This window comes from Sulfuritalea hydrogenivorans sk43H (genome assembly GCF_000828635.1).
Lineage (GTDB): Bacteria > Pseudomonadota > Gammaproteobacteria > Burkholderiales > Rhodocyclaceae > Sulfuritalea > Sulfuritalea hydrogenivorans.
Genome location: NZ_AP012547.1, coordinates 196,936 through 217,702, shown reverse-complemented (window position 1 = coordinate 217,702; position 20,767 = coordinate 196,936). Strand labels below are relative to the sequence as shown.

26 protein-coding genes and 2 tRNA genes are annotated in these 20,767 nt (G+C 66.5%); 17 read left to right on the top strand and 11 right to left on the bottom strand.

Annotated features, from left to right (window positions below; translation table 11 throughout):
* The first annotated feature begins 36 nt into the window (after positions 1-36).
* The 5 genes from fdxH (at position 37) to SUTH_RS01025 (ending at position 3,211) form a co-directional block, all read left to right on the top strand.
* Entirely contained in the window at positions 37-924 is an 888-nt protein-coding gene (gene fdxH, locus SUTH_RS01045) for a formate dehydrogenase subunit beta (protein WP_041096407.1), read from the top strand.
* Positions 921-1,544 carry a formate dehydrogenase subunit gamma gene (locus SUTH_RS01040; RefSeq protein ID WP_041096404.1) on the top strand — a complete coding sequence of 208 codons (624 nt, stop codon included), beginning with the start codon at positions 921-923 and terminating at the stop codon, positions 1,542-1,544. Before fdxH ends, SUTH_RS01040 begins: the two co-directional genes overlap by 4 nt.
* Positions 1,545-1,661: 117 nt before the next feature.
* Positions 1,662-2,585: a formate dehydrogenase accessory protein FdhE gene (gene fdhE / locus SUTH_RS01035; protein ID WP_070099318.1), complete on the top strand. Its 924-nt coding sequence runs from the start codon at positions 1,662-1,664 to the stop codon at positions 2,583-2,585.
* 119 nt (positions 2,586-2,704) lie between these two features.
* The gene (locus tag SUTH_RS01030; protein WP_148312813.1) at positions 2,705-2,890 is read left to right on the top strand and encodes a hypothetical protein; all 186 of its coding nucleotides are present in this window, start codon (positions 2,705-2,707) and stop codon (positions 2,888-2,890) included.
* Between the two features lie 18 nt (positions 2,891-2,908).
* Entirely contained in the window at positions 2,909-3,211 is a 303-nt protein-coding gene (locus SUTH_RS01025) for a hypothetical protein (RefSeq protein ID WP_041096400.1), read from the top strand.
* Here SUTH_RS01025 and SUTH_RS01020 read toward each other — a convergent pair.
* Positions 3,189-3,938: an HPP family protein gene (locus SUTH_RS01020; RefSeq protein WP_231851075.1), complete on the bottom strand. Its 750-nt coding sequence runs from the start codon at positions 3,936-3,938 to the stop codon at positions 3,189-3,191. The two genes, SUTH_RS01025 and SUTH_RS01020, sit on opposite strands and share 23 nt — an antisense overlap.
* Positions 3,939-4,126: 188 nt before the next feature.
* Between SUTH_RS01020 and selA the strand changes: the two genes are divergently transcribed.
* The 12 genes from selA to SUTH_RS00970 all read left to right on the top strand — a co-directional run bounded on the left by selA (position 4,127) and on the right by SUTH_RS00970 (position 13,627).
* On the top strand, positions 4,127-5,527 hold the full coding sequence (gene selA, locus SUTH_RS01015; RefSeq protein WP_041096398.1) for an L-seryl-tRNA(Sec) selenium transferase: 1,401 nt from the start codon (positions 4,127-4,129) through the stop codon (positions 5,525-5,527).
* Positions 5,528-5,599: 72 nt separating this feature from the next.
* Complete coding sequence (locus SUTH_RS01010; protein WP_084207203.1) at positions 5,600-6,124, top strand: TlpA family protein disulfide reductase; 525 nt, start codon at positions 5,600-5,602, stop codon at positions 6,122-6,124.
* Between the two features lie 16 nt (positions 6,125-6,140).
* Positions 6,141-7,241 carry a transglutaminase-like domain-containing protein gene (locus tag SUTH_RS01005; RefSeq protein ID WP_041096396.1) on the top strand — a complete coding sequence of 367 codons (1,101 nt, stop codon included), beginning with the start codon at positions 6,141-6,143 and terminating at the stop codon, positions 7,239-7,241.
* The gene (gene selB, locus SUTH_RS01000) at positions 7,238-9,196 is read left to right on the top strand and encodes a selenocysteine-specific translation elongation factor (protein WP_041096394.1); all 1,959 of its coding nucleotides are present in this window, start codon (positions 7,238-7,240) and stop codon (positions 9,194-9,196) included. The genes SUTH_RS01005 and selB overlap by 4 nt, the downstream gene beginning before the upstream one ends.
* 12 nt (positions 9,197-9,208) lie before the next feature.
* A tRNA-Sec gene (locus tag SUTH_RS19230) sits at positions 9,209-9,304 on the top strand.
* Positions 9,305-9,326: 22 nt separating this feature from the next.
* Entirely contained in the window at positions 9,327-9,860 is a 534-nt protein-coding gene (locus tag SUTH_RS00995; RefSeq protein ID WP_052473020.1) for a superoxide dismutase family protein, read from the top strand.
* A 22-nt stretch (positions 9,861-9,882) separates the two neighbouring features.
* Positions 9,883-10,314 carry a glycine cleavage system protein H gene (locus tag SUTH_RS00990; protein ID WP_052473018.1) on the top strand — a complete coding sequence of 144 codons (432 nt, stop codon included), beginning with the start codon at positions 9,883-9,885 and terminating at the stop codon, positions 10,312-10,314.
* Complete coding sequence (locus SUTH_RS19525; protein WP_171817292.1) at positions 10,311-10,484, top strand: hypothetical protein; 174 nt, start codon at positions 10,311-10,313, stop codon at positions 10,482-10,484. Before SUTH_RS00990 ends, SUTH_RS19525 begins: the two co-directional genes overlap by 4 nt.
* Complete coding sequence (locus tag SUTH_RS00985; protein ID WP_041096392.1) at positions 10,481-10,867, top strand: DsrE family protein; 387 nt, start codon at positions 10,481-10,483, stop codon at positions 10,865-10,867. Before SUTH_RS19525 ends, SUTH_RS00985 begins: the two co-directional genes overlap by 4 nt.
* Before the next feature lie 5 nt (positions 10,868-10,872).
* Positions 10,873-11,583, top strand: a complete 711-nt coding sequence (locus SUTH_RS00980; RefSeq protein ID WP_041096390.1) for a zf-TFIIB domain-containing protein — start codon at positions 10,873-10,875, stop codon at positions 11,581-11,583.
* Positions 11,580-12,182 (top strand): molybdenum cofactor guanylyltransferase MobA, encoded by a 603-nt coding sequence (gene mobA / locus SUTH_RS00975; RefSeq protein ID WP_052473015.1) that lies wholly within the window; start codon positions 11,580-11,582, stop codon positions 12,180-12,182. The genes SUTH_RS00980 and mobA overlap by 4 nt, the downstream gene beginning before the upstream one ends.
* Positions 12,183-12,280: 98 nt before the next feature.
* Positions 12,281-13,627 carry a hypothetical protein gene (locus SUTH_RS00970; protein WP_148312812.1) on the top strand — a complete coding sequence of 449 codons (1,347 nt, stop codon included), beginning with the start codon at positions 12,281-12,283 and terminating at the stop codon, positions 13,625-13,627.
* 79 nt (positions 13,628-13,706) lie between these two features.
* On the opposite strand, the gene SUTH_RS00965 is transcribed toward SUTH_RS00970, so the two are convergent.
* The 10 genes from SUTH_RS00965 to SUTH_RS00920 all read right to left on the bottom strand — a co-directional run bounded on the left by SUTH_RS00965 (position 13,707) and on the right by SUTH_RS00920 (position 20,722).
* Positions 13,707-13,780: transfer RNA gene (locus SUTH_RS00965), tRNA-Gly, on the bottom strand.
* A 20-nt stretch (positions 13,781-13,800) separates the two neighbouring features.
* Complete coding sequence (gene rng / locus SUTH_RS00960) at positions 13,801-15,270, bottom strand: ribonuclease G (RefSeq protein ID WP_041096386.1); 1,470 nt, start codon at positions 15,268-15,270, stop codon at positions 13,801-13,803.
* 112 nt (positions 15,271-15,382) lie between these two features.
* Positions 15,383-15,994 carry a Maf family protein gene (locus SUTH_RS00955; protein WP_041096384.1) on the bottom strand — a complete coding sequence of 204 codons (612 nt, stop codon included), beginning with the start codon at positions 15,992-15,994 and terminating at the stop codon, positions 15,383-15,385.
* The gene (gene rlmH, locus SUTH_RS00950; RefSeq protein ID WP_041096382.1) at positions 15,991-16,461 is read right to left on the bottom strand and encodes a 23S rRNA (pseudouridine(1915)-N(3))-methyltransferase RlmH; all 471 of its coding nucleotides are present in this window, start codon (positions 16,459-16,461) and stop codon (positions 15,991-15,993) included. The genes SUTH_RS00955 and rlmH overlap by 4 nt, the downstream gene beginning before the upstream one ends.
* Positions 16,458-16,826, bottom strand: a complete 369-nt coding sequence (gene rsfS / locus SUTH_RS00945) for a ribosome silencing factor (protein ID WP_041096380.1) — start codon at positions 16,824-16,826, stop codon at positions 16,458-16,460. The genes rlmH and rsfS overlap by 4 nt, the downstream gene beginning before the upstream one ends.
* Positions 16,816-17,523 carry a nicotinate-nucleotide adenylyltransferase gene (gene nadD / locus SUTH_RS00940; protein ID WP_041096378.1) on the bottom strand — a complete coding sequence of 236 codons (708 nt, stop codon included), beginning with the start codon at positions 17,521-17,523 and terminating at the stop codon, positions 16,816-16,818. Before nadD ends, rsfS begins: the two co-directional genes overlap by 11 nt.
* A complete protein-coding gene (locus tag SUTH_RS00935) occupies positions 17,516-18,292 on the bottom strand; it encodes a BPSS1780 family membrane protein (protein ID WP_041096376.1) in 777 nt (258 codons plus the stop codon). The genes nadD and SUTH_RS00935 overlap by 8 nt, the downstream gene beginning before the upstream one ends.
* Positions 18,292-19,209, bottom strand: a complete 918-nt coding sequence (ttcA, locus tag SUTH_RS00930) for a tRNA 2-thiocytidine(32) synthetase TtcA (protein WP_052473013.1) — start codon at positions 19,207-19,209, stop codon at positions 18,292-18,294. Before ttcA ends, SUTH_RS00935 begins: the two co-directional genes overlap by 1 nt.
* Positions 19,206-19,958, bottom strand: a complete 753-nt coding sequence (locus SUTH_RS00925) for a pteridine reductase (protein ID WP_041096374.1) — start codon at positions 19,956-19,958, stop codon at positions 19,206-19,208. The genes ttcA and SUTH_RS00925 overlap by 4 nt, the downstream gene beginning before the upstream one ends.
* On the bottom strand, positions 19,955-20,722 hold the full coding sequence (locus tag SUTH_RS00920; protein WP_041096372.1) for a tRNA threonylcarbamoyladenosine dehydratase: 768 nt from the start codon (positions 20,720-20,722) through the stop codon (positions 19,955-19,957). The genes SUTH_RS00925 and SUTH_RS00920 overlap by 4 nt, the downstream gene beginning before the upstream one ends.
* Positions 20,723-20,767: the final 45 nt, after the last annotated feature.

Genomic DNA, 20,767 nt, shown 5'->3' with positions numbered 1-20,767 from the left:
ATGCCTCCTTCGGGACGGCCCTTCAGGAGGCATGACATGGCATTGCAATCGCTAGATATCGCCCGCCGCTCGGCGACGACCACCGCGGCACCCGGCGTCCGGCAGACCACGGAAGTGGCCAAGCTGATCGACGTTTCCACCTGCATCGGCTGCAAGGCCTGCCAGGCGGCCTGCATGGAATGGAACGACATCCGCGACGAAGTCGGCAGCTGCTCCGGGGTGTTCGACAACCCGGTGGACCTGACGGCCAAGTCGTGGACCGTGATGCGTTTCGCCGAAGTGGAAGAGAAAGGCAAGCTGGAGTGGCTGATCCGCAAGGACGGCTGCATGCATTGCGCCGATCCGGGCTGCCTCAAGGCCTGCCCGGCGCCCGGCGCCATCATCCAGTACGCCAACGGCATCGTCGATTTCCACCAGGAAAACTGCATCGGCTGCGGCTACTGCGTCACCGGCTGTCCCTTCAACATTCCGCGCATCTCGCAGGAGGACAACAAGGCCTACAAGTGCACGCTGTGTTCCGACCGGGTGGCCGTCGGCCAGGCGCCGGCCTGCGTCAAGGCCTGCCCGACCGGCGCGATCCAGTTCGGCTCGAAAGAGCAGATGACGGATTACGCCGCGAAGCGCCTGGTGGACCTCAAGTCGCGCGGCTATGACAAGGCCGGGCTGTACGATCCGAAAGGAGTGGGCGGCACGCACGTCATGTACGTACTGCACCACGCCGACCGGCCGGAGCTGTACAAGGGCCTGCCCAACGACCCCAGCATCAGTCCGCTGGTATCGCTGTGGAAGGGCTTCGCCAAGCCGCTGGCATCGGTGGCCATGGCTGCCGTTGCACTGGGCAGCCTGTTCCACTACGTCATGAAGGGGCCGAACGAGGTGTCGAAGGAACTTGAGGAAGAGCTCGAAAAGGAGGATGCAAAATGATCCGTAATCCAAAGGACCTTCAGCGCTACTCGGCGCACGAGCGGGCCAATCACTGGGCGGTGGGCATCAGCTTCATCCTGCTTGCGCTCTCGGGGCTGGCCTTTTTCCATCCGGCGTTCTGGCCGCTGACCCAGCTGTTCGGTGGCGGCGTCTGGGCGCGCATCCTGCATCCCTTCCTTGGACTCATCATGGCCGGGGCCTTCCTGGTCATGTTCTTCCGCTTCAAGGCACTCAACGCCATGACGCCGGAGGACAAGGAATGGCTGTCACGGGCCGGGGAAATGATGAGCGGCAACGACCACAACATGCCGGAACAGGGCAAGTACAACGGCGGCCAGAAGGCAATGTTCTGGGTCATGGCCCTGTGCATGCTGCTGCTGTTCGTCTCCGGCATCCTGTTGTGGCGCGCCTACTTCGACTTCCCGGTCGGAGTGGTACGCCTCGGTGCCGTGGTGCATGCCGCGATCGCCGCGATCATGATCGCGATGATCTTCGTGCACGTCTATGCCGCGCTCTGGGTCAGGGGTACGGTGCGCGCCATGGTGTACGGCACGGTCACCCGCGCCTGGGCCAAGCAGCATCACCGGGCGTGGTATCGTCAGGTCACCGGCAAGTCGTAATTGCCTGCCTGATTTCCGCCATCCCAACACCCGCGGGCTTCGGCCCGCGGTTTTTTATGTCTCCGCTGGAAGAGCGGAGACGGTATCCCCTTGCGGGATTGTTACACTGACAAAATTATGAGCGCCACCGCACAAACCCCCATCATCCCGATCAAGTCAAGCAGCGAGCCGCCGCACGTCATCGCGCCCGATGCAAACACAATTTTCGCCACGCGCGCGCAGCGCTTCGAACAACTGGCCGAAGGCCACGCGCTCGGCGACTGGCTGCGCTTTCTCGCCGCCATCACCCGCGCCCAGCATGAAGCGTTGCACGCCCTGCCGGTGCTGGCGCTGCCCGATACCGCTCAGTTGGCACGCGCCCGCGAGCACCGCATGCCGCCGCTGCCGGCGCAATCCTGGCCACGCGATCCCGCCTGGCGCGACAGCCTGCGCCAGATAATCGCGCGCATCGCCGATGTCGCACCGGAACCGGCGCGGCAGGATCTCGCCCGTCTGGCCGGCTTAGCGCCAGAGCGCACCGAGGCGCTGGCCGAACGCGTGCTGCACACCGAACTCTATGGCGACGACGCCGCCTTGCTGCCCTACGTCGCCGCCGCCTTGCAGGTGCTATGGACCACCGCTGCCGCGCGCCTTGGTATCGGCGACGTCGCCGCGCTCGATGTCCCCGGCGTCTGCCCCTGCTGCGGCTTCCTGCCCGTCGCCAGCGTGGTGCGCAACAGCGGCGAGGCCAGCAACCTGCGCTACCTGCATTGCGCCCTGTGCAACACCGAATGGAACCTGGTACGCGTCAAATGCAGCGCCTGCGACGCCAACGAAGGCATCAGCTACCGCCATCTCGAATCCGACGAAAACAAGACCGCCGGCGCCGTGCGCGCCGAAACCTGCGAGTCCTGCAAGAGCTATCTCAAGATCGTCTATTCTGAAAAGGGCCCCGTCGATCCCGTGGCCGACGACCTCGCCACGCTGGCGCTGGACATCCTGGTCGACGAAGCCGGCTATGCCCGCAGCGGGCCGAACCTGCTGCTGGTACCGGGGGGATGAGTTTCGATAGTCGGCGCTGGCGGGACGGCGCCGGCGCAGCCACGGTTCATGGAACCCATTCCCGAATTACACTGTCACCCCTTCAGTCCGATCACCGGATGCAACCCGAGGAAACCCGAATGAAACGCCTGCTTTCCGTTTTCGCCCTGGTCCTTGCCGCGGCGCTCAGCCTGCCGGCCGCGGCAGAAGCCGACCATCTCGACGGCGTGGTGCCGCTGGCCAAAGACGACTTCGCCGCCGTGGCGCAGATCAAGTCCACCCCTGCGCGCCATGTCCTGCTGTACTTCGGCGATCACCTGAACTGAGGGGCCTGCCGCTACACCGTGAGTGTGCTGCGCAAGCCCGAAGTCAGCGCGAAGTTCATCAAAAATTACGTCGGCGCCCATGCCGATTTCGGCGATCTGGAGCTGGACGAGGACGATCCGCGCCATGCCATGGTCCAGCGCCACAACCCGCGCAAGTTGCGGCCGGTGCTGGTCTTCCTCGACGGCCAGGGCAAGGAAGTGGCGCGCTTCACCGGCCGCCTCAACAGCGCGGAAGACGCGCTGCTGCTCGACCGCTTCGTTTCAGAAAGGCACTACCTGAAATCGACCTTTCCCGAGTTCAAGGCCGCACGCCGGAACTGATGCCTCCAGCCGCCGCCAACACATCGCGGTGGCGGCCGGTGGCCAGGCTGTAGATGCGCAGCAGATCCTCTTCGGAAACGTCGATGAAGGAATCCATCTGCGTCAGCGCATAGACGAAGTCTTCATGCGAAATCGACGCGTAGCCTGCGCTGACGGCCTCCGCCCTGGCGGTGCGGCGTGCCAGCCAGACCGGATAGCGGCGCCAGGGAAAAAAGGCGTTGAACGCGATGGCCGCCACGAGCAGCACCGCTACATTGAGCAGCACCGGTGACAGAACGAAGCCGAAGCCCAGCGCCTGTACCGACGGACCGCCCAGCACGGCGACCAGCGCGGTCGCGCCGCCGGGCGGATGGATACAGCGCAGATAGTGCATCGCCAGGATGGACAGGCCCACCGCCAGCGCCGCGGCAAGCATGGCGTCCGGCACCAGGCGCGAGCAGGTGACGCCGATCAGCGCCGCCACCAGATGCCCGCCAAGAACAGGCCACGGCTGCGAGAGCGCGCCATGCGGCACCGCGAATACCAACACGGTCGACGCCCCGATTGAAAAAATCAGCAGCGGCGCGGACGGCGGACCGCCCAGCGCATGGCTGACGAAATACACGGCGAGCAAACCGACAAAACCGCCCAGCGCAGATACCAGCCGTTCGCGATGACTCACCGGGCTCAGCTCGATGCCCAACATTTTCTGCCACGGCGATTGCGGCGCCGGGTTTCGCGTACTCATCCTTTACCCCCCTATCAGGGCACGGTCTGCGCCGTGCTGTGTTAACTCGAATTCAATCCCGGTATGTTCACACGGGTTGATGCCCAGCGCCACTCCCGTGCTGCGAATTTTTGCAAATCCGGGTGCGCGAATCCAGCGGAAATCGTTAGAATTCTTCCATCTCGTTTCTGCCCGGTCCGGGTGAAATCATGAACCCACTTTCCCAGCTTCCTTCCGTCGACCGCCTGCTGTCCGCTACGGCGCTCGCCTCGCTGGTTGACGCCCACGGCCGCGCCGTGGTGACCGGCATGGTGCGCGAGGTTCTCGCCGCCGCCCGCGCCGCGATCAAGGAAGGCGGGGGCTTGCCCGACGAAGCCGATCTGGTTGAAAAAGTCGGCGCTGGCGTCACGGCGAAAATGCGCCCCAGGTTGCGCCCGGTGTTCAATCTGACCGGCACCGTGCTGCACACCAACCTCGGCCGCGCGCCGCTGCCCGAAGAAGCCGTGCAGGCGCTGATCAACGCCGCGCGCAATCCCTGTGCGCTCGAGTACGATATCGAATCCGGCGGTCGCGGCGATCGCGACAACGTGGTCGACGAACTGCTCTGCGAACTGACCGGCGCCGAAGCCGCCACGGTGGTCAACAACAACGCGGCGGCCGTGTTCCTGCTGCTCAATACGCTGGCACAGAAGAAGCAGGTCATCGTCTCGCGCGGCGAACTGATCGAAATCGGCGGCGCCTTTCGCGTACCCGACATCATGAGCCGCGCCGGAGCGAAACTGGTCGAAGTCGGCACCACCAACCGCACCCACCTCAAGGACTTCGCCGAAAACATCAACCCGCGCACGGCGATGCTGATGAAGGTGCATGCCAGCAACTACGCGATCCACGGCTTCACCCATGCCGTGCCCGAAGCCGAGCTCGCCGCGCTGGCGCACCAGCACACCCTGCCCTTCGTCATCGACCTCGGCAGCGGCACCCTGGCCGACCTGGCCGCCTACGGCCTGCCGCACGAGCCAACGCCGGCGGAGGCCATCGCCGCCGGTGCCGACCTCGTCACCTTTTCCGGCGACAAGCTGCTGGGCGGGCCGCAGGCCGGCCTGCTGGTGGGCCGCAAGGATCTGATCGCGAAGATCAAGAAGAACCCGCTGAAACGCGCTCTGCGCGTCGGCAAGCTGACGCTCGCCGCGCTGGAAGCGGTTCTCGCGCTCTATCGCGACCCCGACCGCCTGCACCTGCGCGTCACCGCCGTGCGCCAGCTGACGCGGCCCGAGGCAGACATCGCGGCGCAGGCCGCGCGCCTGCTGCCCGCGCTGCAATCCGCACTGGCCGGCCTGCCGGTGACGGTGGAGATCGTCGCGCTGAAATCGCAAATCGGCTCGGGCTCGCTGCCGGTCGACCGCCTGCCCTCGGCGGGATTTGCCGTCAAGCCACAGGGCAAGCGCGGTGGAATATTGAATCGCATCGAGCAGGGCCTGCGTGCCCTGCCGAAACCCGTGATCGGCCGCATCGAGGAAGGCGCATTGCTGCTCGACCTGCGCTGCCTGGCCGAGCACGAAGAATCCGGATTCGCTGCCCAGCTTTCCGCCTTGAGCGGACTGGGTGCGTAAGGCCGCTCCCTCGGGAGCATCGTAAGCCGCGGTGGTTTCCGCTCCGCGGCGGTTGCAGTTCAACGGGAGCTCATGATGTACAGACGTCTTTTCGCTTTGGCGGCAGCCCCACCACTTATCTGTTTGCTGCTGCAAGGGCCGGTCTGGGCCGCCCCGCCGCCTGCGCTGAAAACAGTCACAGCCCGCAGCGCGCCAACGACCGCCGACCCACGCCTGACCCAAGCCCTTGCCCAACACAGGGGCCAGCCGGTCGTGGTGAATTTCTGGGCGACCTGGTGCGAACCCTGCCGCGAGGAAATGCCCTCGCTCGCCCGCCTCGCCAAGCGCTGGCAGGCGCAGGGCCTGACCGTGCTGACCGTCGCCGTCGCCGACAATGCCAAGCGGGTCGAGGAATTCCTCTGGGAAGCGCTGCCCGACCAGCAGACCCTGGCGGTATTGCATGACCGCGAGCAGACCATCAGCCGGGCCTGGGGGGCGCGCATGCTGCCGACCAGTGTCGTCCTCGATCGCCGCCATCGCATCGTCGCGCGCGGCATGGGTGCCATCGACTGGGATGCGCCCGCCATTGACCAACAACTCAAAAAACTCATCAACTAATTCCCCGGAGAAAACCATGGACCGTCGTTCCTTCATCAAGACCGCAACACTTTCCGCCGCCGCGCTCGCCGCACCGCGCTTTGCCCTCGCTGCCGAGGGCGGCTTCAACCCCTCCCCTGCCAACGGCTGGCGCGTCTTCGAAGTCACCAGTCGCGTCGAACTCTCGGCCGCCCATGGCGCGCCGCGCCTGTGGCTGCCCTTGCCCGCGGTGGAGGATGCCGCCTGGATCAGGCCGATGGGCAACCTCTGGCAAGGCAACGCCGCCGCCGTAAGTCAGCTGCGCGATCCGGTCTATGGCGCGCAGATGCTGGCCGCGCAGTGGGATGCCGGTGAGCCGGCGCCGGTGCTGGAAGTGGTGAGCCGCTTCGCCACGCGCGACCGCGCCATCGACCTGGCGCGACCGGGCAAGGTGGCGCCGCTGGACCGGGCCAGTCGCACACTCTATACGCGCGCCACCGAACTGCTGCCGACCGGCGGCATCGTGAAAAAGACCGCGCTGGAGATTACCCAGGGCGCTGCCACCGACCTCGACAAGGCGCGGGCAATCTACGAATGGGTGGTGGACAACACGGCGCGCAACCCCAAGACCCGCGGCTGCGGCACCGGCGACATTCGCGGCATGCTCGAATCGGGCAACCTCTCGGGCAAGTGCGCCGACCTCAACGCGCTCTATGTCGGACTCGCCCGTTCCGTGGGCCTGCCGGCGCGCGACGTGTATGGCGTGCGCGTGGCGGATTCGAAGTTCGGCTACAAGAGCCTGGGCAAGAGCGGCGACATCAGCAAGGCGCAGCACTGCCGCGCCGAAGTCTGGCTGGCGAACTTCGGCTGGGTGCCGGTGGACCCCGCCGACGTGCGCAAGGTGGTGCTGGAAGAAAGGCCCGGCCTCAGCTTGCAGGACGACGTCGTGGTTGCCGCCCGGCAAAAACTGTTCGGCGCCTGGGAGATGAACTGGCTGGCCTACAACGTTGCCCATGACATCCTTCTTCCGGGTTCCAAAGGCGCCAGGCTTCCCTTCTTCATGTATCCGCAGGCGGAGAACAGCAGCGGCCGGCTCGACAGCCTCGACCCGGCAACATTCGTGTACAAGCTCAGCTCGAAGGAGATCGGCGCCGCATGATCATCGGCACTGCAGGTCACATCGACCACGGCAAAACCACGCTGGTGAAGGCGCTCACCGGCGTGGATGCGGACCGCCTGCCGGAGGAGAAGGCGCGCGGCATCACGCTCGACCTCGGCTACGCCTACGCGCCGCAGGCCGATGGTTCGGTGCTCGGCTTCATCGACGTGCCGGGCCACGAGAAGCTGATCCACAACATGCTGGCCGGCGCCACCGGCATCGACTTCGTGCTGCTGGTGATCGCCGCCGATGACGGGCCGATGCCGCAGACGCGCGAGCATCTGGAGCTGCTCGACCTGCTCGGCCTCGATCGCGGCGCGGTGGCGCTGACCAAGTGCGACACCGTCGATGCGGCGCGCGTCGCCGAAGCGCGCGGCGAAATCGAAGCGCTGCTGGCCGGCACGCGACTGGAGGGCAGTCCGGTATTCGCGCTGTCGGCGACGACTGGCGAAGGCGTGCCGGCATTGCGCGCACATCTCGATGCGACGGCCGCCGCACATCGCCAGCGCCGTGCCGGTTTCCCCGAACACGGCCGCTTCCGTCTCGCCATCGACCGCTGCTTCACGCTCTCCGGCATCGGCACCGTCGTCACCGGCACCGCCTTCTCGGGAAGAGTCGGCGCTGGCGACACGGCGATCATCGCGCCCGAGGGCAATGGCGGTCATGGCGGGCTCAGGGTGCGCGTGAAAAGCCTGCATGTGCAGGACCGGCCGGCCCAGCACGGGCAGGCCGGCGACCGCTGTGCGCTGGCGCTGGCCGGCGACTTCGAGAAGAAGGACATCGAGCGCGGCATGTGGGTCGTTGATCCCGCCGCCGCGCATCCGCTGCGGCGTTTTCAAGCCGAACTGCATGTCCCGTCAACGCAGCCGGCGCTCAAGCACTGGACGCCGGTGCATGTGCATCTGGGCGCCACCGACATCACCGGCCGCGTCGCACTGCTCGACTGCACTGAAGTCGGCGCTGGCGGGACGGCGCTGGCGGAGATCCTGCTCGACCGCGAAACCCTCGCCGTGCGCGGCGACCGCTTCGTGCTGCGCGATGCCTCGGCACAACGAACCATCGGCGGCGGCCGCGTGCTCGACGGCTTTCCGCCCTCGCGCCACAAGCGCAGCCCGGCGCGACTGGCGTTGCTGAATGCGCTGCGCGACGACGACCCGGCGACCAGCCTGCGCCTCATGGCCGGGCAATCGGCCGCCGGCATCGATCTGATCCGCTTCGCCGCCAACTGGAATCTTGGCGACGCAGCCGCGGCGGCGCTCTGGCAACAGGCCGCGCTGCGCGTCGTGCGCAGCGGTGATGAGCAGATCGGCTTTGCCGCCGCAAGCTGGCGGGCCTTGGGCGACAAGCTGCTCGCGGCGCTCGCGGCGGAACACCAGCGCGCGCCGGACATGGTCGGCGTCGAGCGCGAACGCCTGCGCCGACTGACGCTGCCGACGCTGGCCCGTGCCGCCTTCGACGCGCTGGTCGCCGAGTTGATCGCCGCCGGCCGGCTGGCCGCCTCGCGCGCCTGGCTGCATCTGCCGGAACATCAGGCCAGCCTGTCTCCCGGCGATCGCGACCTGTTTGCAGTACTCAAACCGCTGCTCGACGCCCAGCCCTTCGGCCCACCGCGCGTGCGCGACGTGGCGAAGGCCTCAGGCACCGCCGAAGACGTGGTGCGCCAGCTGTTCCGCCGCGTGGCGCGGGCCGGCGAACTCTATCCCGTGGCGCACGACCATTACTTCACGGCCGATGCCGTGGCGCGGCTTGTGTCGCTCATCGCCGAACTTGATGCGGAGAATGGCGCTGCGCGCGCCGCCGACCTGCGCGACATCATTTACCACGATGGCGGCGGCGGACGCAAGGTGGCGATCCACATCCTCGAATTCTTCGACCGCATCGGCTACACTCGCCGCGTGCGTGACGAGCATGTAGTGCGCAGCAGCGGTACCGGTCATGCATGGCTTGATAACTAAAAACAGAACAACGGAAGAGAACGTTCCCCGGTGGGGCGGCCGGTCTTCAAAACCGGCAGGGGTCGCCATGCGGTCCCTGGTGGGTTCGACTCCCGCTCTCTTCCGCCACCCCGACCAAGGAGAAAACCTCATGAAGAACAGCAAACCAGTTCGCATAGCCAGCCTCGCCGCCATGACCACCCTGCTCGCCGCCTGCGCCTCGATGGATGCCTCCGGCCCGAAGGCCGGCGCCACGCTCGAAGCCCGCTCCGGCAGCAAGGTCAGCGGCACGGTCAGCTTCCAGTCCATCGGCGCCGAAAAGGTCCGCATCGAGGCCCGCGTTGCCGGGCTGACGCCGGGCGCGCACGGCTTCCACGTGCACGAGGCCGGCGATTGCAGCGCGCCCGATGCCAGCAGCGCCAAGGGCCATTTCAATCCCGCGGCCAAGCCGCACGGCCATCACGAAACCGCCGAACGCCATGCCGGCGACATGCCCAACCTGGTGGCCGACGCCACCGGCCACGCGCTGCTCATCACCGACCTGGATGGGGTGACGCTGGCCGAGGGCGCCAGGGGCATCCTCAAGCGCAGCGTGGTGATCCATGCCGATCCCGACGACTACAAGTCGCAGCCCGCCGGCAATTCGGGCAAGCGCGTGGCCTGCGGCGTCATCCACCCAAACTGAAACCCGTTGCGGGACGCCCGACTTGGCAAAGGAAATCTTTCGCGGCCGCATCCCCGATGACCTGCTCTACGATCCGGAGCATGACATGTGGGTGCGCGTCGCGGGTGACGAGGTGCTGATCGGCGCCAGCAGTTTCGGCTTGCATCTCGCCGGCGGCATCATCGGCTTCACCGCCAAGCCGAAGGGCGCCGAAGTGGCGCTGGGGCGCGGTCTGGGCACGGTCGAATGCGCCAAGACCGTGCTCGCCGTGCATGCGCCGATTTCCTTCGTGCTGCTGGAAGCCAACGAGGCCGCCGAGGAACGCCCGTCCATGCTCAATCGCGATCCCTACCAGGCCGGCTGGATGGTGCGCGGCCGGCCATCGGCATGGGCAGCGGAACGCGGCCGGCTGGTGAATGCGGCGGCCTATCGCGAGCATGTCCGCCGCATCGAGCCGGCGGCGGAGTTCGAATGAGCTTGAAAAAATCAGTTGATCCGCAGATTTCGCAGATTTTCGCAGATGGATTAACGCCGCTGGCATGCCCTGCCCATCACCCATCGGGTTTGTCGGCGAGCAGATCCAACCCTATGACGTCCCGCGTTTTAATCTGCGAAAATCTGCGTCATCTGCGGAAAATTGAATGAGCGAACATCGCCAAAAACTCGCCATCCTGCTCTGGTCGGCGACGCCGGAGCGCCCGCAACTGTGCGCGACGCCCTTCGTGCACGCCGCCGCCGCCGCGGCCTTCGACTGCGAAGTCGAAATACACTTCGCTGGCCCCGCGGTGCGCCTGCTGGTGGCCGGCGTGGCCGAATCGCTGCGCCCCTGGCCGGGCGTCGATACTTCCATCTATCACATGATGCGGCAGGCGGCGAACCTCGATGTCAGCTTTCGCGCCTGCGCCATGGCCATGGGCGCCCTGGTCGCCGAAAACGAACCGCTGATCCCCGAATACAACGGTACGGTCGCCGCCAGCGCTTTCGTCGCCCGCACGCTCGATCCGGACTGGGCGACGCTGGTGTTCTGACCGCCATGAACACCGCCCTCGTCGCTTGCCCTTCCTGCCGCGCGCCGATGGCGGCGCATCGCTTCAAGCGCAAGCTGGACGGCGAGGTGGAGCTTGACTTGTGCTTCGCCTGCCAGGGCATCTGGTTCGACGACTACGAAAGCCTGCAACTCGCACCGGCCGGAGTCGTCGATCTCTTCAGGCTGATCCACGAACATCGCGACGACCAGCGCCTGCCGCTGGCCAGCCCGTTGCACTGCCCGCGCTGCAACGAACGCCTGATCCATTCGCAGGACCGGGTCAAGAGCGGGCTGTTCAACTACCAGCGCTGCGGCCAGCACGGCCGCTTCATCACCTTTTCCCAGTTCATGATCGAGAAGGGCTTCGTGCGCCAACTGACGCCGATAGAGATCAAGGAAATCAGCGTTCGCATCGGCGTGGTGCGCTGCACGGGCTGCGGCTCGCCGGTGGATATCCGCAAGGAAAGCGCCTGCAGCCATTGCCGCGCGCCGATCGCCATCCTCGATCCGCAGGCCGTCGAAAAGGCACTCTCGGGCTATCGCCACGCCGCCGCCGGCCAGGCACGGCAGACAGAACCGGCACTGCTCGCGGAAACGATCCTGTTCAGCGAACGCGAACGCAGCCGGCGCCAGCGCGAACGGGGTACCGGGCTCAACGCCGACATCGGCGACCTGATGCTGGATGGCGTGGCGATGGTCTGGGACATTCTTCAATGACGCAGCGGGATATCACCGGAGTCATACTGGCCGGCGGCCAGGGCCGGCGCATGGGCGGCGTCGACAAGGGTCTGCAGCTGCTGGACGGCCGGCCGCTGGTGCAATGGGTGCTGGAACGGCTGGCGCCACAGGTCGGCACGGTGCTGATCAGCGCCAACCAGAATCTCGAACGCTATGCGGAATTCGGCTGCCCGGTGTTGCCGGACCGGGTTTCCGGTTTCGCCGGGCCGCTGGCGGGCCTGCACGCGGCACTGGGCGCGGCCGCAACGCCGCTGCTCATGACCGCGCCCTGTGACTCGCCCTTTCTGCCCGCCGACCTGGTGCAGCGTCTGCGGCTTGCGCTCGATGCCGAAAACGCCGAGCTTGCCGTCCCGCGCACCGGCGATCGGGCGCACCGCGCCTTCAGCCTGGTCCGGTGCGATGCGGGGCCGAAGCTCGACGCCTTTCTCGAAGCGGGCGAGCGCAAGGTAGGCCTTTGGCATGCCTCGCTGAAAATCGCCGAAGTCGCCTTCGACGACGAGGCGGAGGCCTTCGGCAACATCAATACGCCTGACGAACTTGCAGGCTGTAAGCCGCCGACAATCGCGGGGCATTCGTGACGCAGGTCATGGCTGGTTGCCGGCGAGTGTGCTTGAATAGCGTGGTAAACGATTCCTCAATTTTCCGGAAAGCGCAGGGGCAGAGCATGGATTGGTCGTTGAACAACACAAGGCGGGGAACGGTCAGCTTCGGCCTCGGGCTTTTCTGTTTGCTCCTGGGCGGCTTCCTGCCGCTCCATGCGGTGGCCGCCGAATCCGGTGCCGCCGCACAGGCGGGCGGCAAGCCCTTTGCCACCGTCTTCCGCATCCGTGGCGACCTGACCGCATCGGGCGGCGGCAGTGAAAGAAAGCTGCGCGAAGGCGACGTGGTCTACGTCGGCGAAAAAGTGCGCGCGCCCGCCCTGGCCGAGGCCGTGCTCAAGACCGACGACGCCGGCATGGTCGCCGTTCGCCCCGGCACCGAGTTTGTCGCCGAGCGTTTCGCCGCCGAGGACAAGCCGACCGACAGCTTCAGCGTGCGCCTGCTCACCGGTTCGCTGCGGGTGATCAGCGGCTGGATCTCCCGCACCAATCGCTCCGGCCACAACATCGTCACGCCGTCGGCCACCATCGGCATTCGCGGCACCGACCACGAACCCTATGTGCTCTCGGCCGAACTGGCAAAAGCCACGTCCAACAAGGAAGGTACCTACGACAAGGTCAATCGCGGCGGCACCACGATGCAGGTCGGCGATAACAAGCTCGACATCGATGCCGGGAAAGTCGGCTTCGTGCGCGCCCCGGCCCCGCCCCCCAAGGAAAACAAGAGCGGCTTCCGCGAGCGCGCCCTGCTGACCCTGCTGATGCCGGTGCTGCTCGACAAGGTGCCGAACTTCTACGTTCCCGGCGAGTTCGACGCCGAGCTCGACCGTTACTCGCAGACGGCCGATCAGGAAAGCCAGAAGCAACTGGAGCAGCGGCGCAAGTCGCCGCCGCCCCCGGCACCGGTTGCGCCGGTCGCGCCGACAATCGCGCAGGGCGCCGTGTCGCCAGCGCCGACTCCCGCGCCTGTCGCCGCGCCAGCGCCCGCCGCGGCACCGGTCATCGCCACGGCCGCGGGATGCGAACCCACATCGATCGCCAAGACCTGGCTGGGCCAGCTCGATGGCGCGATCGTGAAGCGCAACGCCAATGGCATTGTCGCCATGTTCGCGCCCGACGCCGCCGTGCGAGCCACGGTGCGCGGCAGCGAAGGGAAAATGACCAGCGTCGACATCAGCCGCGAAGAACTCGCCAAGAGCACCCTGGTGGCGATGAAGGGCCTCACGGACTACAAGCAGCGCCGCGTGTGGACCGAAGGCAAGCCGCTCGCCGCCGCCTGCGATCGCATCGGCGTGCGCTCGGTGGTGATCGAGCAGGGCCGCCAGTCCGGCAAGCCCTATCGCTTCGAAGCGCTGGAGGAGTACGTGATCGAGCTGCGCGCCGGAAAATGGCTGTCGATCAAGGCGGAAACCACCCAGCAGTAAGGCCGGCGCAAGGTGCCGGATACTTCGGCACCCAAACAAAAATGCCGGCGCATGCGCCGGCATTTTTTCTGGTTCGTACTGGAGCGGGTGAAGGGAGTCGAACCCTCTTCATCAGCTTGGGAAGCTGAGGTAATGCCGTTATACGACACCCGCGTCGGATGCGGATTTTAGCCCTACATTAAAACGATGTCGAACTGCTCCTGCGTGTAACCGCTCTCGGCGTGCAGCGAAATCGGCAGGCCGATGAATTCGGACAGCATGGCCAGCGCCTGCGATTCCTCTTCGAGGAACAGGTCGATCACCACCGGCGCGGCCAGCACGCGCATCTCCTTCGCCGTGAATTGGCGCGCCTCGCGCAGCAGTTCGCGCAGCACCTCGTAGCACACCGTCTGCGCCGTCTTCACTTCGCCGCGGCCGCCGCAGGTGGGGCAGGGTTCGCACAGCACATGGGCGAGGCTCTCGCGGGTGCGCTTGCGGGTCATCTCGACCAGGCCGAGCTGGGTGAAGCCGGACACGGTGATGCGCGTGTGGTCCTTGGCCAGCGCCTTGTTGAATTCGGCGAGCACCGCGGCCTTGTGCTCTTCGTCTTCCATGTCGATGAAGTCGGCGATGATGATGCCGCCGAGGTTGCGCAGCCGCAGCTGGCGCGCGATGGTCTGCGCCGCTTCGAGGTTTGTCTTGAAAATCGTGTCGTCGAAATTGCGCGAGCCGACATAGCCGCCGGTGTTGACGTCGACCGTGGTCATCGCCTCGGTCTGGTCGAAGATCAGGTAGCCGCCCGACTTGAGGTCGACACGGCGCGCCAGCGCCTTCTGGATTTCTTCCTCGACGCCGTGCAGGTCGAACAGCGGCCGCTCGCCGGTGTAGTGCAGCAGGCGGGCGCTGACCTGCGGCACATATTCGTGGGCGAAGCTTTGCAGCTTCTGGAAATTCTCGCGCGAATCGATGATGACGCCGGTGGTTTCGCTGGTCACCAGGTCGCGCAGCACGCGCTGCGCCAGGGTCAGGTCGTGATGCAGCACCATCGGCGGCAGCGCGCCGACCTTGCGGGTCTCGATCTCGCGCCAGATGCGGCGCAGATAGGCGATGTCGGCCGCCAGTTCTTCATCGCTGGCATCGGCGGCCACCGTGCGCAGGATGTAGCCGCCGGGCTGGTCGGGCGGCAACAGGGCCTGGATCCGGGCGCGCAGCTTTTCGCGTTCGGCTTCGTCGCCGATGCGCTGCGAGATGCCGATGTGGGTGTCCTGCGGCAGATGCACCAGCAAGCGTCCGGCGATGGAAATCTGCGTGGTCAGCCGCGCGCCCTTGGTCCCGATCGGGTCCTTCTGCACTTGCACCGTGATCGATTGGCCCTCGCTGAGGATGCGCTCGATCGGGCGGGCATCGTGGCTGCCGTAGCCGTTGCCGCCCGGCCGCTCGCTCCAGATGTCGGCCACGTGCAGGAACGCGGTGCGCTCCAGGCCAATCTCGATGAAGGCCGATTGCATGCCGGGCAGCACCCGCACGACACGGCCCAGATAGACATTGCCGACGATGCCGCGACCGTTGGTCCGCTCGATGTGCAGTTCCTGCACCACACCCTGCTGCAGCAATGCGGCACGGGTTTCCTGCGGCGTGAAGTTGATCAGGAACTGTTCTGTCATGTGACTACCATCCCCCCAGCCCCCTTCCCAAGGAAGGGGGTGACCTTGGTTCGGCCGCAAGCGGCCTCCTTGTTGAACGCTGACCCCGGCTTGGGGCGGCCCGGCGCCGGGGTCACAGCGGATACCCGAACTCGCGCAGCAGCAGCGTCGTTTCGCACAAGGGCAGGCCGACGATGCCGGAGTGCGAGCCGCGAATGTCCTCGATGAACATCGCGGCGCGGCCCTGGATGCCGTAGGCGCCGGCCTTGTCCATCGGCTCGCCGCTCAGGACATAGCGCCGGATTTCTTCGGGGGTCAGCGCGCGAAACCGCACTTCGCTGATCGACAGGCGGTGTTCGACGCGCTCGTTGCGCGCCATGGCGATGGCGGTCAGTACCCGATGGCCGCGGCCGGAAAGCCGCGCCAGGATTGCCGCCGCGTCGTCTTCGTCGCGCGGCTTGCCGATGATCTCGCCGTCGAAATCGAGCGTGGTGTCGGCCGCCAGTACCGGCCGCGCGACGATCCCCCGGCTGACGATGAGGCTGGCGCCAAACATCGCCTTGGCCCGCGCCACGCGCTGGACATAGTCCTCCGGCGTTTCGCCCGGAAGCCAGTCTTCGCTGACTTCATGGTCCTCGCGCGCGCCGGTGCGAAACAGCAGCAGGTCGAAGCGCACGCCGATCTGCGTCAGCAACTCGCGGCGGCGCGGGCTTCTGGAGGCGAGGTAGATGCGCGGATCGATCATTCGCGGTGGTAGGGATGGTTTTTCAGCACGCTTGCGGCGCGATACAAGGCCTCGGCGAGGATCACGCGCACCAGGGCGTGCGGCAGGGTCAGGCTGGAAAGGCGCATGGTTTCGTGGGCAGTGTTCTTGATCCGGGCATCCAGCCCGTCCGGGCCGCCGATGATGAAGGCAACATCGTCGCCACTCGCCATCCATTTTGCCAGACGCTCGGCCAGTTGCCGCGTCGTCGGCGCCTCGCCGCGTTCATCGAGCACGATGCGGCGGCAGCCGGCCGGCAATTGCGCGTCGATGCGGGCGGCTTCGAGTGCCATCATGGCTTCCGCGGTCTTGCCCGTGGTGCGCGGCTCGGGCTTGATCTCCAGCAGTTCCAGCGGCAGTTCGCGCGGCATCCGCTTCGCGTATTCGGTCCAGCCGGCCACCACCCATTCCGGCGGCCGCTGCGACACCGCCGCGACGATCAGCCTCATTCGCCGTCAGCGTCGCCGGCCTTCTTCTTCGCGGAACGCTTGGGCGCGACCTTCCACAGCTCTTCGAGGTTGTAATAGCTGCGCACCACGGGCTGCATCACATGCACCACGATGTCGCCCAGATCGACCAGCACCCACTCGCCGGTTTCCTCGCCTTCGATGCCGATCACCTGGCCGCCGGCTTCCTTGACCTTGTCGTGCACATTCTTCGCCAGCGCCTTGACCTGCCGGTTCGAATCGCCGGTGGCGATGATGACCCGGTCGAACAGGGCCGAGAGCTTGCTGGTATTGAGTACCTCGATGTCCTTGGCCTTGATGTCCTCAAGGGCGGCAACGGCGATTTTCTGGAGTTTTCTAATGTCCATGCTGGGTCCGGTAGATCTGATGTGAATCAATATAGTCGAGAACGGCGTCGGGAACCAGATGGCGCACGCTCAAGCCCTGCGCCAGCCGCCGACGGATCGCGCTGGCGGAAACCTCCAGCGCGGTGATGGCGAAGGGCACGATGCGGCCGGCCGGGGCGCCGGCCAGATCGGCGGCGGCGCCTCGGCGGGCGGCAAATTCGCGGTCGAGCGCCGTATCTCCAGCACCGTCCCCGGGGATACCGCTTCGCATAACTCTCAATTCATGCCCCGGCCGCGTCGCGACCGCGATATGCGCAAGCTCGAACAGCTCGCGCCAGCGATGCCAGGCTTCCAGTCGGGCGAAAGCGTCGGCGCCCAGCAGCAGCACCAGCGGGCGCTGCGCACCCTGCAGGCGGCGCTGGCGTTCCAGCGTATCGATGGTGTAGCTCGGCCCCGGCGCGGCTTCGGCGCTCAGCACCTCGGAAGCGTCGACGCTGAAACCGGGCATGGTCGCCAGAGCCCGCTCGACCATCGCCAGACGATGGACCGCGGGGCAATGCGGCGCATCGCGCAAGGCCGGGTTGCCGGCCGGGATGAAACGTACGTCGGCCAGGCCCAGCTCCTCGCGCGCCTCGATCGCCAGCCGCAGATGCGCGATGTGCAGCGGATCAAAGGTGCCGCCGAAGAGGCCGAGCACTCCGGTGCCGGCGTCACTCATCGGGCTGGGCAGGCACCGGCTCTGGCACCGCCGCCGCGAACACGTCGCGATAGGACAGATAAACGCTGGCGACCATGGTCGGCGCCAGGACGAATATCAGCAGCATGCGCAGCGCCACGGAAAGTATCGAGAGCAAGGGCTGCGAGAGCGCCCCGGCGACGATCAGGATCAGGCCCGGCAGCAGCACGCCCACCAGCACCAGCACCAGGCCGTACATGGTGAAAGCGCGCCAGTTGCGCCAGCTGGCGATGAAGCTGAAGAACAGCGACTTGCCCGCGCTCACCCCATCCCATGCCGTCAGCATCGGGGCGAACCAGAACGCCATCAGCATCGGCGAAGCCAGCAGCAGGATCACCGCGAGATCGTTGACCAGCGCCATCGCCTCTTCCGGCGTCATGCCGTCGCTGAGGACGATCGGATCGCCCAGCGCAAAACCAAACAGCACCAGCAGACTCGACCCGATCAGATGCAGGCCGCCCAGGCGTATCAGCCCGACGCGCTGTTCGCTGATGCCGGCGGTCAGGGCTTCGCTGCCAAACGGCTGGCCGCGTTCGACCGCGCGGCAACCGTTGGCCAGCATGACGGTCAGGGTCGGCAAGAGCAGGGGCAGCAGGAAGGGACCCGCTTTAGGAATCAGGTTCACCATGATTACCGTCAGCAGGTAGCCGAAGGTGATCGCCGTCATCAGCGGCGGATGGCGGCGGAACAGGGCGAAGCCGGCCAGCAGCCAGAGCACCCCGTGGCGGGCGGGAAGGCGGCGCGCGTCCATCAGCTCTCCCTGTCCTGAAAATTGACGGCCTGCGGCAGATCGGCCGGCAGTTCGGGCGCATCGAAGGCGATGTCGCCTTCGGGGTCGGGCGTGCCGGATGCCTTGAGGCCGGCGAAGTCGAACAGCCGCGCATCGAGCAGATGCGAGGGCACGACATTGGCCAGGCTGCGGAACATGGTTTCGATGCGCCCCGGGAAACGCTTGTCCCAGTCGTTCAGCATCTGCTTGACCTGCTGCCGTTGCAGGTTGGGCTGCGAGCCGCACAGGTTGCACGGGATGATCGGGAAGGCGCGCTCCGCGGCCCAGGCTTCAAGGTCGCGCTCGCGGCAATAGGCCAGCGGCCGGATCACGATGTTGCGGCCGTCGTCCGAGACCAGCTTGGGCGGCATGGATTTCAGCTTGCCGCCGAAGAACATGTTGAGGAACAGCGTCTGCAGGATGTCGTCGCGATGATGGCCGAGCGCGATCCTGGTCGCGCCCAGTTCGCCGGCGACGCGGTATAGCACGCCGCGGCGCAGGCGCGAACACAGCGAACAGGTGGTCTTGCCCTCGGGGATCACGCGCTTGACGATGGAATAGGTGTCCTCGTTCTCGATGTGGAAGGGCACGTCGATGCTGCGCAGGTAATCCGGCAGCACCTCGGCGGGAAAGCCGGGCTGCTTCTGGTCGAGATTGACGGCGACGATGTCGAAGGCGATCGGCGCGTGCTCGCGCAGGAACAGCAGGATGTCGAGCAGGGCGAAGGAATCCTTGCCGCCGGAAAGGCAGACCATGACCTTGTCGCCGGCCTCGATCATGTTGAAGTCGGCGATCGCCTGCCCCACTTCGCGGCGCAGGCGCTTGGCCAGCTTGTTGGCCTCGAAGGCAGATTTCTGTGCCTGGCGGGCGGTCAGCGGCTTGGTCAGGGGTGCGTTCATAAATGGGCGGTGCGGCCGCCGTCGACGTTGATCACCTGCCCGGTGACATAAGGTGCGTCAAACACGAGAAACTTCACCGTGCGCGCTATGTCGGCGGGCGAACCGATGCGCTTCAACAGGGTGTGCTCAATGATAGCGGTGCGGGCGTCGGGCGGAAAGTCATGCTGGTTCTGCGGCCATTCGATGGGGCCCGGCGCCACCGCATTGACCCGCACCCGCGGCCCCAGTTCCAGCGCCAGCGCCCGGCTCAGGCCGAGCAGGCCGGCCTTCGCCGCGCAGTACAGCGGATAGCCCTTGAGCGGGCGCTCGGCATGGATGTCGGTGATGTTCACGATGCAGCCGCCGCTGCGTTCGAGGTGAGGCGCCGCGGCCTGGGACAGGAACAGCGGCGCCTTGAGGTTGGAACCGATCAGGTCGTCCCATGCCGCCGTGTCCACAGCGCCGACTTTCGTGGCGAAGAACGAGGAAGCGTTGTTCACCAGCGCGTCGAGCCGGCCAAAACGCGCCACGACCGATTCCACCAGCCCCGGCAGGGCCGCACTATCCAGCAGGTCGGCGGCGAAGACCGCCGCCGAGTCCGCCCGCGCGCCATTCAGTTCCGCCGCGAGCGCCTCCGCTTCGGCCACCGAGGAGCGGCAATGAATTGCCACGCGGGCGCCCGCCGCATGCAGGCTGCGTGCGATCTCGGCGCCCACGCGGCGGGCAGCGCCGGTAACCAGGACGACAGGAAGGCGCGGCGAATTCGTCATGCCGGAAGTATACCGGCGAGAACCCGTGCCGCCGCGGCAAAACCGAAACTTGCCGTGACCATCACGGACGAACCGTAACCGGCGCAGTTGAGGCCGGCCGCCAGTTCATCCGTACCGCAAGAGTCGGCGCTGGCGGGACGGCGGCTCTGCTCCGGCGAATAGACGCAGTCGACGCCGAACTTCTTCTTCGGGTCGCGGCTGAAGCCGTAGTCCTTGCGCAACTGGGCGCGGACCTTGGAAGCCAGCGCATCCTGCGTGGTGCGCGACAAATCGATGACCTCGACCCGGGTCGGATCGGTGCGTCCGCCGGCGCCGCCGGTGGTCACGATACGGATGCCGGCACGTCGGCAATGCGCGATCAACGCCGCCTTGGCGCGTACATGGTCGATGGCGTCGATCACCGCGTCGCAGGGCGGGATCAATTCCGCCGGATTGCGCTCGTCGATGAACTCCTCCACGCCGTCGACCCCGCAGTCCGGATTGATGGCCGCGATGCGCTCCCGCATCGCCACCACCTTGGCGGCACCGAGGGTCGACTCCAGCGCCTGGACCTGGCGGTTGATGTTGGATTCCGCGACATGGTCGAGATCGATCAGCGTCAGCCGCCCGATACCGGAGCGCGCCAGCGCCTCCGCCGCCCACGAACCGACGCCGCCGATGCCGACCACCACCACATGCGCTGCGGCAGCGCGCGACAGCGCACCGGCGCCATACAGGCGCTCGATGCCGCCGAAGCGGCGACCGTATTCAGGGGAAGATGTCACGCAGCGATTCCAATCGGGGCTGGCAACCGGATGTGCAAACCAAAT

Excerpts from the sequence above, each read along its gene's own strand:
- selB (WP_041096394.1), top strand. The coding sequence starts at position 7,238 with ATGATCATCGGCACTGCAGGTCACATCGACCACGGCAAAACCACGCTG.
- rng (WP_041096386.1), bottom strand. The coding sequence starts at position 15,270 with ATGACAGAACAGTTCCTGATCAACTTCACGCCGCAGGAAACCCGTGCC.
- ttcA (WP_052473013.1), bottom strand. The coding sequence starts at position 19,209 with ATGAACGCACCCCTGACCAAGCCGCTGACCGCCCGCCAGGCACAGAAA.
- SUTH_RS00935 (WP_041096376.1), bottom strand. The coding sequence starts at position 18,292 with ATGGACGCGCGCCGCCTTCCCGCCCGCCACGGGGTGCTCTGGCTGCTG.
- SUTH_RS00980 (WP_041096390.1), top strand. The coding sequence starts at position 10,873 with ATGAACACCGCCCTCGTCGCTTGCCCTTCCTGCCGCGCGCCGATGGCG.
- mobA (WP_052473015.1), top strand. The coding sequence starts at position 11,580 with ATGACGCAGCGGGATATCACCGGAGTCATACTGGCCGGCGGCCAGGGC.
- SUTH_RS01005 (WP_041096396.1), top strand. The coding sequence starts at position 6,141 with ATGGACCGTCGTTCCTTCATCAAGACCGCAACACTTTCCGCCGCCGCG.
- SUTH_RS01010 (WP_084207203.1), top strand. The coding sequence starts at position 5,600 with ATGATGTACAGACGTCTTTTCGCTTTGGCGGCAGCCCCACCACTTATC.
- rlmH (WP_041096382.1), bottom strand. The coding sequence starts at position 16,461 with ATGAGGCTGATCGTCGCGGCGGTGTCGCAGCGGCCGCCGGAATGGGTG.
- SUTH_RS00955 (WP_041096384.1), bottom strand. The coding sequence starts at position 15,994 with ATGATCGATCCGCGCATCTACCTCGCCTCCAGAAGCCCGCGCCGCCGC.
- SUTH_RS01030 (WP_148312813.1), top strand. The coding sequence starts at position 2,705 with ATGAAACGCCTGCTTTCCGTTTTCGCCCTGGTCCTTGCCGCGGCGCTC.
- SUTH_RS19525 (WP_171817292.1), top strand. The coding sequence starts at position 10,311 with ATGAGCTTGAAAAAATCAGTTGATCCGCAGATTTCGCAGATTTTCGCA.
- SUTH_RS00995 (WP_052473020.1), top strand. The coding sequence starts at position 9,327 with ATGAAGAACAGCAAACCAGTTCGCATAGCCAGCCTCGCCGCCATGACC.
- SUTH_RS01020 (WP_231851075.1), bottom strand. The coding sequence starts at position 3,938 with ATGAGTACGCGAAACCCGGCGCCGCAATCGCCGTGGCAGAAAATGTTG.
- nadD (WP_041096378.1), bottom strand. The coding sequence starts at position 17,523 with ATGAGTGACGCCGGCACCGGAGTGCTCGGCCTCTTCGGCGGCACCTTT.
- SUTH_RS00985 (WP_041096392.1), top strand. The coding sequence starts at position 10,481 with ATGAGCGAACATCGCCAAAAACTCGCCATCCTGCTCTGGTCGGCGACG.
- rsfS (WP_041096380.1), bottom strand. The coding sequence starts at position 16,826 with ATGGACATTAGAAAACTCCAGAAAATCGCCGTTGCCGCCCTTGAGGAC.
- SUTH_RS00925 (WP_041096374.1), bottom strand. The coding sequence starts at position 19,958 with ATGACGAATTCGCCGCGCCTTCCTGTCGTCCTGGTTACCGGCGCTGCC.
- fdxH (WP_041096407.1), top strand. The coding sequence starts at position 37 with ATGGCATTGCAATCGCTAGATATCGCCCGCCGCTCGGCGACGACCACC.
- selA (WP_041096398.1), top strand. The coding sequence starts at position 4,127 with ATGAACCCACTTTCCCAGCTTCCTTCCGTCGACCGCCTGCTGTCCGCT.
- fdhE (WP_070099318.1), top strand. The coding sequence starts at position 1,662 with ATGAGCGCCACCGCACAAACCCCCATCATCCCGATCAAGTCAAGCAGC.
- SUTH_RS01040 (WP_041096404.1), top strand. The coding sequence starts at position 921 with ATGATCCGTAATCCAAAGGACCTTCAGCGCTACTCGGCGCACGAGCGG.